At 36.3% G+C, this 12,220-nt stretch carries 6 protein-coding genes and 1 pseudogene; 1 reads left to right on the forward strand and 6 read right to left on the reverse strand.

The genetic code is table 11. The annotated features are described in order from the left end of the window. Positions 1-11 precede the first annotated feature (11 nt). The 6 genes from FYC62_RS14245 to FYC62_RS14270 all read right to left on the reverse strand — a co-directional run bounded on the left by FYC62_RS14245 (position 12) and on the right by FYC62_RS14270 (position 9,418). Positions 12-1,460, reverse strand: coding sequence for a circularly permuted type 2 ATP-grasp protein (locus FYC62_RS14245; protein ID WP_149075418.1), 1,449 nt, complete (start codon positions 1,458-1,460; stop codon positions 12-14). A 204-nt stretch (positions 1,461-1,664) separates the two neighbouring features. Then, positions 1,665-2,501, reverse strand: coding sequence for a DUF2911 domain-containing protein (locus FYC62_RS14250; RefSeq protein WP_039453917.1), 837 nt, complete (start codon positions 2,499-2,501; stop codon positions 1,665-1,667). Positions 2,502-2,571: 70 nt separating this feature from the next. Next, positions 2,572-5,745: an ATP-dependent helicase gene (locus FYC62_RS14255; RefSeq protein ID WP_149075419.1), complete on the reverse strand. Its 3,174-nt coding sequence runs from the start codon at positions 5,743-5,745 to the stop codon at positions 2,572-2,574. 51 nt (positions 5,746-5,796) lie between these two features. Continuing rightward, positions 5,797-7,419, reverse strand: a complete 1,623-nt coding sequence (locus FYC62_RS14260) for an ATP-dependent DNA ligase (RefSeq protein ID WP_149075420.1) — start codon at positions 7,417-7,419, stop codon at positions 5,797-5,799. Next, positions 7,416-8,435, reverse strand: a complete 1,020-nt coding sequence (locus tag FYC62_RS14265) for a ligase-associated DNA damage response exonuclease (protein WP_149075421.1) — start codon at positions 8,433-8,435, stop codon at positions 7,416-7,418. Before FYC62_RS14265 ends, FYC62_RS14260 begins: the two co-directional genes overlap by 4 nt. A 53-nt stretch (positions 8,436-8,488) precedes the next feature. Further along, positions 8,489-9,418: a hydrogen peroxide-inducible genes activator gene (locus tag FYC62_RS14270; protein WP_026902736.1), complete on the reverse strand. Its 930-nt coding sequence runs from the start codon at positions 9,416-9,418 to the stop codon at positions 8,489-8,491. A 713-nt stretch (positions 9,419-10,131) separates the two neighbouring features. Between FYC62_RS14270 and FYC62_RS14275 the strand changes: the two are divergent. Beyond that, positions 10,132-12,197, forward strand: a pseudogene (locus FYC62_RS14275) (invasin domain 3-containing protein); the annotation flags it as partial. Positions 12,198-12,220: the final 23 nt, after the last annotated feature.

Raw genomic sequence — 12,220 nt, forward strand, 5'->3', positions numbered from 1 at the left:
CTTTTATTGATTTAAACATTTAACACCCAAGTGTCTTTACTACCACCACCTTGCGAAGAATTTACTACCAAAGAACCTTCTTTTAAGGCAACTCTGGTTAAACCACCCGGTACAATATCTATCCCTGATGGTCCGCATAAAGCAAAAGGCCTTAAATCAACCCTTCTGGGTTGTAGCTTCTCATTGATATAACAGGGAACAGAGGATAAGCTAACAATAGGCTGTGCTATAAACTGTCTTGGGTTTTGTAGAACCACTTTTTTATAATCTTCTAATTCTTGCGGTGTGGCAGCATTACCTATAATCATCCCATATCCGCCAGACTCGTTGGTTTTCTTAATCACCATATTTTCTATGTTTTTGAAAACGTGGTCTCTTTCATCAGCGTCAGCTAAATGGTAAGTAGGAACGTTTTTAAGAATAGGCTCTTCGTTTAAATAATATCTAATCATATCTGGTACATGAATGTAGGTGGCTTTATCATCGGCAACGCCATTTCCTGGGGCATTTACTATGGCAACATGGCCTTTACGGTAGGCAGACATTAAGCCGGCTACACCTAACAAACTTCCAGGGTTAAAAACCAAAGGGTCTAAAAACTCATCATCAACCCTGCGGTAAATCACATCAACACGTTGTAAACCCGAGGTTGTTTTCATGAAAACCCGGTGATTATCTACCACTAAATCTTTCCCTTCTACCAATTCTATCCCCATTAAACGGGCTAGGGTAGAGTGCTCAAAATAAGCCGAGTTGTATATACCTGGTGTAAGCATTACGATATTGGGGTTAGCATTATGCCTTGGTGATAAAGCAGCTAGGTTTTTATACAGTAATTGAGGGTAATGTGTAACAGAACGAACCAAATTTTGAGGGATGATATCAGGGAAAATCCTTTTGGTGATTTCTCTATTCTCTAGCATATACGAAACCCCTGATGGTGTACGTAAGTTATCTTCTAAAACATAAAAAGTACCATCAGCATCGCGGATAATATCTATACCTGCTATATGAACAAAAAGCTCATGAGGGACTTGTAGATTATGCATTTCTCTGAGGTAATGCGGACAGGAGAAAACCATCTCCATAGGAATGATTTTATCTTTTAAAATGAACTGATTAGAATAAACATCATTCAAAAATAAGTTTAAAGCTTTTAGTCTTTGTTTAATGCCTTTTTCTATATAAGCCCACTCGGCGGCGTCTATAATACGCGGAATAACATCAAAAGGGAAAATTTGCTCTACACCTTCGCCGCTAGCATAAACGGTAAAAGTGATGCCTTGACTCATGAATAAGCGCCTTGCCATTTCTTCTTTTCGGGTAAGTTCGGCAACTGGCAGATCCTGCAAAAAGCTGTATAATTTTTTATATGGTGTTCTTACCTCATTTTTATTATACATTTCATCCCAAATTTTCTCTATATAAGGGTAGTTTTTAAAAACTGATGCTGAAACCATAAAATTCAATTATATTTTCCTTAATTTTTTTAGTTTATAACTGTAAATGTTATAAAAATTAAGTAATTATATGTAAAATATTTTATTAAAAGTATTATTTGTATAAAATATTTTGATTTTTATGGTTTTTTTAATGTTAAAAATGCTCTAAAACAAAAAAAACCTGCTCATATTGAACAGGTTTTTCAATTAAATAAGGTTTTTTTATTTATTCTCTGCAATAAATGCTTTGTTTAAGGAGATATACTCTTCATTTTTGATCTCTTCAGCAATTTTAACACCTTCTTCGGCAGTTAAAAGTGCTGCTTTTTTATCTCCTAATTTTAATTGGATTTTAGCTTTCCATAATTTTACCCATGGTGCTTTACCCATTGTTTTTTCTGCTTCGTTAACCCAAGTTAAAGCTTGTTTTAAATCTTTATTATAAGTGTAATAGTAGATTGCAGCTGGGAAATAAGGTTTTTTATCGCCTTTCATAGCTGCATCTATATTAGCCATAGCTTTGGTATCAAAATCTGTTGTGAAAGGAACGCTTACCAAAGTATTATCCCAAACCAATTGTAAATCCATACTGCCGGCTTGTACATTGGCAAATTGTATGGTAAAGCTTTCTACTTTTTGTGCAGTTTTAGCAGGTTTAACTTTAACTCTTAAAAAGTCATCAGCTTCCTTATAAGCGTAAGAACCCCATTGTTCTGTAGTTTTACTTAAAATAATAGTCCACTCTGCTTCGCCAGGAATGGTAAATAATGCGTAGTTGCCAGCAGGTACTGTTTTACCAGCTAGTTTTACCTCATCAGAAAAAGTTAATACAGTAGCAGAGTTTGCTCCTGTACGCCATACTTTGCCATAAGGAACCAAAGCACCAAAAACTTTACGCTCTTTAACATTTGGTCTTGCATAGCTTAATTTAACTTTACCTAAGCCAAATTCTTGTTCAACAGTTTGTGTTGTACTTGGCTGAGGTAGAAAACCACTTTGTGCGCTTGCCGAGAAAGACAAGTATAATAGCCCAAGGGCTAGGGTAATTCTTTTCATCATGTTTTCTGTATTTTAAAATTTATGTGAAATTAAACATCTATTAGCTTATGGCTGTTTTGTTATTGTAAAATTAAATATCAGCATCCTCTGCTTGTATTTGTTCTAATATGCCGTCTGTTTGTTTAAAGTTGCTTCTTACAAAATGGCACCACTCGCAATCTTTTTTACCACAGCCCGTATTAAACTCGTAGCTTAAGATTTTTGAATAAACGCTGGTAATTTGGTTTTTAACGGTTTCTACATCTTCTGCAACAATCATTACCTTTTCTTTATGATATTCGCCATCGCTAATAGGTTCAATAAAATCAAACTCGGTACTTAGCACTTGCCAATCTTTTGTTCTATCGTTATCAATTAAAATACGATAAAATACGGCTTGTCGCCAGTAATCGCCGCCATGTGGTTCTTCTTCTGATGGCTTATTAAATTTAGGTTTTGCGTTTTTGAATTTCCCAGTTTTATAATCAACCACATTTACCATTTTACCATTAAATTCAATCTTATCCAGATTACCGGTAATAGGCACACCTTCAATCTCCACATTTCTGATTTTACGCTCGGTTACCACAACTTTATTCCATTTACTGATATTTTGCTCGTAGTAATCTGGTAATATTTTGTAGCCATATTCCATCCTCAGCTTAAAATCTTCTCTGGTGAAAGAGTCTTTGTTACGGTTCATCCACCAAGAAAAATCATTCATAAAATCATCGGTAGCTAAGAAGGTTTCATTGTTTTCATGCATTTTAATAAATGCCCTGTTTAGCGCATGGTGTACCGCCTGCCCAAAAGTTGCTGCCGGGCTTTTGCCTGATGGCACTCTTATCAAATTCTGGAAATAGAATTTTAGTGGGCAAGCCAAGTAGTTGTTTAAATGCGTTACCGATAGAGTGTAATTTTGTAGCAATAAATCAATATAATTTTTATCAATTAAAGTTACCTGAGGTTTTTCTGCTTCGCTAAATTGGGTAGCATAAAAATCTATCATTTCTTCCTCGGTAACAGCTTGTTTATGCTCTTGATAATGCCCTGTACTAATGATTTCACTTATAAATTGCGAAGCTTCCTGCTCTTTACCACTGCTGTTAAGCTTTGGATAGGTTACAAATAAAGAATGTTTAGCTCGGGTTAGTGCTACGTAAAACAACCTTCTAGATTCTTCGGTATTTTCTTGTTCAGCATCGCTAGATGATGCACCTTCCTTAAATAAAGTATCAGGGTAAGAGAAACCAAAGTTACGGCCTTTGCTATCCCATATTTTTTTGCTGCATCCTAATAAGAAAACATACTCAAATTCTAAACCTTTAGAGCCGTGGGCGGTCATGAAATTAACACCTTCTGCAGAGAATATGTGTTGGTTAAAGGCTATACTGATGTTGTTTTTCTTCATTAAATCAATCAGCTCTATAAACTCGGCAACTTTTAACTCAGGGTTTTTACGGTTCTCATCTTTTAAGAAATTGAAGAAATTAGTTAGAATTTGCATGTACCAGCCTTTATCTGGCTGTTTCATGATATAGGTTAAAATACCCATTTTGGTGATGATGGCCTGAAAAAGTTGCTGTAAAGTAAGGCTAGCAGCTGCTTTAAGCAGATATTCTATATCCTCAATTAAGCGTTTCATTTCTGGGCGGTCTACGGCATCAAACAAACCGGGCTGCTTAGGCTCTCTAAGCTCTGTAATGTATCTGCGTAGCGATGTTTTATCAACCTTTTCGTTAAAATTGGCTTTATAAACAGCTATACTAGCTTTGGCAATATCAATAGGTTGGATATTAAAAAAATCATAATGTAAGATTTCAAAAAGCTTTTCATCACCACTATAAGACGAGTCTAGCTCCATAGATAAATACCTAAGAATGGTAATGATTTTCTCTGTAAAAGGTAGCGTAAGAATATCAATTTTTCTTTTGGTATTGATACCGATTTTCTTTTTATCTAAATAGGTTACCATAGCTTCTGCTTGGCTATGGTTGCGATAGATAACCGCTATTGCTGAAGCTTTTGTGCCATTTTTGATGAGTGATTCTATCTGATGCGCTATCCAAACGCTTTCCTGCTCAGGGTTTTCAAAACTTAAAATCTGTGGACGAACTTGTAAACCAACAATATCTGGATGTGATGATTTTAGCTCTTTATTTAAGTTAAGCTCCCGTGTTAAACGGATAAAATTATTCTCGATTAAGCTTCTAGACATGTCTAGAATATGTTGGGTAGATCTATAATTATTCAACAAGACTACCGTTTTTAGGCTGCTTACATAATCGCCAGCAAAATCTAAGATATTTTTGAGGTTGGCACCTTGAAACCTAAAGATAGATTGATCATCATCGCCCACAACAAAAACGTTAGGTACTTCCCAATAGCTGATGAGTTGTTTTAATAATTGGTTTTGCGAGCCGCTTGTATCCTGATATTCATCAACCAAAATATACTGGTAACGCTCTTGGTAAAGCAAAAGTAAATCTGGATTTTCTTGAAAAGCCTTTATCACCCATAAAATCATGTCGTCATAATCATAACGGCTTTTTTTATCCATTTTTTGAAGATAAACCGGGTAAAGCATCACAGCGGCTTTTAGTTTATCCATTTTCTCTACGGCATCATCGTATTTCTTTTGCTTTAAATCGCCAACTTTTATACCTGCTTTTGCGTTGGCTTTTTTATAGATAAACTCATCGCGAGTTTTAATATCTTCTAGATAATTTTCTATGGCTGCAATAACAATGTCCACCGACCAGTTTTCTCGTTTCATGGTAGAAAAGAGGTCTTTTAACCTTGGGGCATCATAGTAAATATCGCCAGTAAACCTTTTCAGGATGTGGTTAGCAGGTAATTCATCAATAATTTCCCTGAAAAGTAAAGCCGATTCTAAATCTGATAAAGGTTCTAAATTAAGCTTACCAAAGTAATCGAGGTTTTCTTGTATAATCTCATTACAAAAAGCATGGAAAGTAAATATGTTTACCCGGTAAGCATCAGGGCCAATAAATTTAAACAAACGCTGACGCATGTTTACCGCACCAGCATCGGTATAGGTTAAGCATAAAATTTCATTAGCCTGTGCATCAGTATCTAATAAAATTTTTCCTATACGGGCAGCTAAAATTTGTGTTTTTCCTGTTCCTGGGCCTGCAATTACCAGAACTGGGCCTTCTAACTGCTCTACAGCTTGCAGCTGTTTTTCATTAAGTTGTGCTATTGCTTTAGAAAAATCTTCGCTTAGTTTTTTTTGTGGATGCATGTTTTAAAGGTATAAAAATCTTACATAAGTTTATCGGCGAAAGCCAAATGCCTAACCCTCTTTCGGCAACAAAAGCATCAAGCTTTCCAAGCTATCTGCTTCCTCTTTTTTCTTATCTGTACGCCAGCGCAAAATTCTTGGGAAACGTAAGGCTACGCCAGATTTATGTCGGCTAGATTTATTAATACCCTCAAAACCTATTTCAAAAACAAGTTCTGGTTTAACGGTTCTAACAGGGCCAAATTTTTCTAAGGTATTTCTTTTGATAAAATAATCTATTTGGTTAATTTCTTTATCGGTTAAACCGGAGTATGCTTTGGCAAAAGGAACCAGTTTATCGCCATCCCAAACGGCAAAAGTATAATCGGTATATAAATCGGCCCGACGGCCATGTCCTTTTTGGGCATAAATTAAAACAGCATCAATAGCTAAAGGGTCTATTTTCCATTTCCACCAATCGCCACGTTTTCTGCCCACTTGGTAGCTGGCAGCTTTTCTTTTCAGCATTAAACCTTCGGCTAGTTTAGCCCTAGATTGTTCTCTTACAACGGCTAGTTCATCCCAACTTTGTGCATGCACCAACTCAGAAATTCTGAAAATTTCTGGATGAAGGCTATCCTCTTGCAGCTTTTCTAAAAGCAATCTTCTATCGCTTTGGCTTTTATTTCTGATAGCTATACCCTCAAGCTCTAAAATATCATAAGCAATAAAAGCAACGGGGTTTTCTTGTAACAACTTTTTAGATAGGGTTTTACGCCCAATACGCGTTTGCAAAATATTAAAAGGTAAAGGTTGGTTGTTTTTAAAAGCTAAAATCTCGCCATCTAGTACTGTTCCATCGGGTAGGTTTTGGATAAAACGATGCAGTTCTGGAAATTTATCGGTAGCTAAATCTTCACCTCTACTCCAAATAAATATTTCACCTTTTCTGTGAATAATTTGTGCCCTGATACCGTCCCATTTCCATTCTACTTGCCATTGGGAGATGGGGCCTAAACTGCTTTCTATTTCTAAAGCTGTTTTTTGTAGGTCTGAAGTTTCTTGTATAGGATAAGCCAGAAAAAATGGATAAGGCCGTGAGTTATCTGTGGAGGCATCCTCGGCAGCTATCAGTTGCTGAAAAGTAAATTCATCAGGGTTCCAGTTACCCATAATACGGTGGGTGATGGTTGCGGTATCTAGTTGGGCAATATCGGCCAAAGCCTTGACCACCAAATTTTGCGATACGCCAACTCTAAAGCCACCCGTAAGAATTTTAATGAACACAAATTTCTCTTGTTGGTCCATGGTATCCCAAGCGGCTAATAGCCAACTTTTCTTTTCTTCCTCGGTTTTATCTTTTAGATCTTTTATTTCTGTAATCCATTGGCTTAACGTTTTATCTTGCTGATTGCTGGGCAGCGGCAATAACAGCGAAATGGTTTCTGCTAAATCGCCCACCACATCATAACTTTCTCTAAACAACCAATCTGGGGTTTTACTTTGTTCTAAAGCCCAGTCTTTTAACTGGGTACTATTAATTTGGCGTTTTGGTTTTCTGCCAGTAAATAAAGCCAACATATTTATTTTATCTTCATCAGAAACCTGTAAAAGGTATTCTTTTAAGATTTTTATCCGCTCGTTGGTTTTGTTAGTTTCATCTAGAGCTAGGAAGAGGTTAGCGAAATTTTTCATGCTTCACCTCCTTTTTCTTCTTCTAAGCTTTCATCGCCGTATAAAGTGTTGGCTTCATGCGCATCGTAACCAATTTCTCTTAAATACCTGCTAAAACTTGCTGTATAACCATGGGTAAGGTAAACGCTTTCGCAGGATGTAGCTTCTATAGCTTGAATGAGGCCATGCCAATCTGCATGGTCTGATAATACAAAACCTCTATCTGCCGCCCTTCTTCTTTTTGCACCTCTTATAGCCATCCAGCCAGAGCAATAGCCAAAGGAGTAAGGATTTAATTTTTTCATCCAAGGAGTGCCAACGGCAGAAGGCGGACATAAAACCAAATTACCTTTGATTTCTTCTTTAGTAGTGCTGGCGGTAATTTTATAGGTTTCTTTTAAGGAGATACCATTTTTTATTAAAGCATCATGCGTGTTTTGGATAACGCCGTGGGTGTAAACTTTACCAATATCGAGGTTTAGATTTTGGAGAATACGTTGTGCTTTGCCTAAAGAGTAGCCTACCAAAACGGATGTTTTTCCTTGTTGATGATTTTCATGCCACCAATCATTTATACCCATAAAAATCTCTTGTTGAGGTTTCCAGGTGTAAACAGGCATCCCAAACGTACACTCTGATATGAAAGAATGGCATTTTACAGGTTCAAAAGGGGTAGAAATGCCATCATCTTCAAGTTTATAATCTCCAGAAACTACCCAAACTTCGCCTTCATATTCTACCCTTACCTGTGCCGAGCCAATGATATGACCAGCAGGATGAAGTGATATTTTTACCCCATTTCTAATGATGCTTTGGTTATAAGCAATAGTTTCTAAAGAGATATCGCCTAAGCGGTATTTTAAAATTTCTTTTGATAAATGATGAGCCAAATAGTGTTTATTACCCCAGCGGGCATGGTCGCTATGGGCATGAGTAATAACTGCATAGTTAACCGGTTTCCAAGGATCGATATAAAAATCTCCTTGCTGGCAGTAAATACCAAATTGGTTAAACTCTAAAAGCGGTTTTTTACTCATACAAAGGTGATAACCTAAAATTGAGCCATTTAGTTCTGCTGAAAAGAAAATTATTAGATATTGATGATCTCTTTCTTCTTTTTAGATTTCATTCTTTTAGGTACGCTTTCTAGTATTTCTTCTTCTAAGGCATCAATAGTTCTTTTTTTGATGTAGTTGGCGTGTGTTACGATGCTGATTTCTCTGCTAGGTTCTGGACTTTTAAAATATCTTATTTTATCTAATTGTTTAACAGAGAAGTGTTGCAAAGAAAGCTCAGGCAGAATGGTAATACCATCATTTAAATCTACCATCCTGATTAAAGTTTCTATACTACCGGTATTGTATTCTAAATTTTGCAGACTGGCTTTTTTATGTTTACAGATATTGAGTACTTGGTTGCGCATGCAATGGCCTTCGTTTAAAAGCCATAAATCATCCATATCTAAATCTCCGGCTTGTAAAGATTTCTTTTTATAAACCGGGCTGGTTTTAGAAACATAGCTCACAAAGTTTTCATAATAGATAGGGCGCTCGGTTAAGCTGCTTTCATCTAAAGGTGTAGCCAATATGCCACAGTCTAACAAGTTATTTTTAAGCTTTTGGATAATGGTTTCTGTGGTAAGTTCTGATATAGATAATTTTACTTTAGGATATTTTTCTCTGAAACTACCAATAACTTTAGGGAGCAAATAAGGCGCTACAGTTGGTATAACCCCAATTCTGAGTTCGCCGCTTATTTCCCCTTTACGTTCGTTAATAACTTCATTTATTTTATAGCTCTCTTGTAATACCCTTCTAGCTTGGTTAATAACCTCTACCCCAATTTCCGTTGGAACAACAGGCTGGCGGGTTCTATCAAAAAGCTTTACACCTAGTGTTTCTTCAAGTTTTTGAACCTGCATACTTAAAGTAGGTTGCGTTACAAAACATTTCTCTGCCGCCATAACGAAGCTTCTATAAGTATCAACGGCAACGATATATTCTAATTGAACTATTGTCATGCCTAAATATAGATAAAAACTATAGAACTAGTAGCGTGGTAACCAGAATTATAATAGGTCTATATCCCTTATTTAAGGTATATAAGCAATCCCTCCTGAAGGGATATTTGCCTTGTTTTTAACAATTCAAAAATTAAAAAAATTAATTTTTAATAGAACAATATTCTATTTAACGTTCAAGCTTTGTTGAAAGGCATTAATTTAATTAAAAAATCTAACAGATGAGATTCTTTTCAAATCTTAAATACACACTTTTTATAAGTGCTTTTTTATTGTCATTAAGGCTAATGGCGCAAACAACCACAGAGGTTAGTGTGCCGTTTAATAATGGAGCAATAGGTGTTCAAGGAACAAATCCGCAAAAATTAAATAATTTGCAAAACTTTCAGACACTCCTATTAAGTAAGGCTTATTTTATTCAAAACTCAAGTACTAGTCAGTTTTTTTTGCAAGGAAATGATATTCCTGGTACGCTACGATTGATTACTAATACCAATCAAATTCTAGACATTCAAGGTGCTATTGTTTGGAGAGAGGCTAATAATCCTAACTTTATTGGCTTTGTACCAAGTCCTGCTAGTACGTTTTCTATTAATCTAAATGCTTTTGGTGGAGCTAATTATGTTATAACACAAAATTCTAATTTTGCCCTTCAATTTAATAACAAAACTTTCAGCTTCATTAATGGAAGTAATCTAGATGGAAATGCTGCAATGTCATCCGTCTTAAGTGATTTAAATGCCTATTTAGCAACCACAAACAGCTTAAAACCAAGTGGCCCTGTTACAGTATTGTCTCAAACAACCTCAAGTACTACGCCTACTATTACAGGTGTTGCAACTTTAGCGGCAGGACAAAGTTTAACGGTAGTTGTTAATAATGTGTTATATAGCGCCTCAAATGGACTTGTTGTAAATAATGGAAATTGGTCTCTTGCTATTCCTAGTGCACTTCCATTAGGCACATATTCTGTTACAGCTACCATCACAAATACTGATGGATATATATTAAGTGATGTAACCTCTAATGAGCTTGTTATTACCGCTCCATCAACAGAAATAACTGTTTCAGACATTTCTGTAACAGAAAGTAATGGTTACGGTATTTTCACAGTGCAAGGGCCCGCAAATTCTTTTGTGTCTTTGTTTTTGAATGATGGTACGGCTAGGGGCTTAGGTGTGGATTATGGCGCAATAGCATCACAAACTACTTTAGGTCTATCTAGTTTGGAGGTTTCTAGAGATAATGGTGCAACATGGACTGTTTACAAAGATTTTATACAGTTACCTAGTTCATTTGCCTTAAAAGTAAGAACGCCAATTAATGATGACAATATTGCTGAAGTTGCAGAAACTTTTAGGTTAGTAGTAAAACCTATTGCTGTAAATTTAGCTACTACAGATTTGTATGATGTTAATTATAATACTATTAATTTATCAGGGCTTACGCTGATATCAGGTGCGGCAGAAGCTGTAAATGCAGTTTACGGAAAAACCAATGCCATTACCATAAACTCACAAGCAATTGACGTAAGAGTCACAATTGTAGGAAGATCAAACATTGGAACGGCTGCTGACGATTTTGTGTTTGATGAAGACGCTACCAATAATACCAGATTTCAATCAGAATTAAATTCTACAAACAGTGCGGGTAGTTTTATCGATTATAGAATTCAATTTTTTAGATCGGGAACAACTACGCCAGTCGCCTTAACCAATTTTTTTGTAACCGGTGTAGATGTAGATGGCGCTAGTTTATCAGTAAGAGAATACATAGAGCTTAGTAACTTTAGTAGCTATACGGTTAATAATCCAACAGGTCTTACTGTAGGTGTTTCTCCCGCTAACCCAAACAACACAAGATTTACAGGTTTAAGCAATAGCTTAAGTGGTATTGTGTTTGAAAATACAGCATCGTTTATTGCAAATTATCAAAGCCCATTAACAGAATTAAATTTTAGAAAAGGTATAACCGGGGCCGTAGCTACGGCAAGGCAGTTTTCTGTTAGTTTTGGAGAAGCAATTGGCACATTTACAAATCCATCACAAACAGCTAATGATGATTCTAAAATTTCTACTGCAACTATTACAGATAATGATGCAGATGCAACAAAGTCTACCATTGCGGCAAATCCTATAGCTATAACAGCTAATGGTATAAGTACCTCAACTATTACAGTTCAGTTAAAAGATATTTCAGGTAATAACCTAACAACTTCTGGGGTACAGTTGTGGTGACTACCTCAGCAGGGTCTCTTGGTACAGTTGTTAACAACAATAATGGAACTTACACAGTTACATTAACCAGCGGAACTTCAGTTACAACAGCAACATTGGGTTTCACTATTAATGGTACAACAGCTACTGGAGCTAATAGCACTACTACTGTAGGCTTTACAGCTAAAGCGGCATCAAGTATTGTGGTAACAGGTTCACAAACTTTTAATTTTACAGGGTCTCCGCAAGGTCCAAATACTTCTACAGTAACAGGTTCAACCGGTGCTGTAACTTATACGTATAGCGGTACTGGAAGTACAGTTTATGGTCCAACTAGTACAGCGCCTACAAATGTAGGTACTTATCAAGTTGTTGCTGTTTTAAATTCTGATAACAATTTTCTTAGCGCTACCTCAGCCCCGTTCACTTTCGCTATCACTATAGTAGATACTGATGGTGACGGTATTCCGGACGGACAAGAATTAACAGACGGCACAGATCCAAGAAATCCAGATAGCGATGGCGATGGCGTAAGCGATGGTGTTGAGAAAACAGATGGTACCAGCGGTACAAATGGATGTGATTA

This window comes from Pedobacter aquae (assembly GCF_008195825.1).
GTDB classification, from domain to species: domain Bacteria; phylum Bacteroidota; class Bacteroidia; order Sphingobacteriales; family Sphingobacteriaceae; genus Pseudopedobacter; species Pseudopedobacter aquae.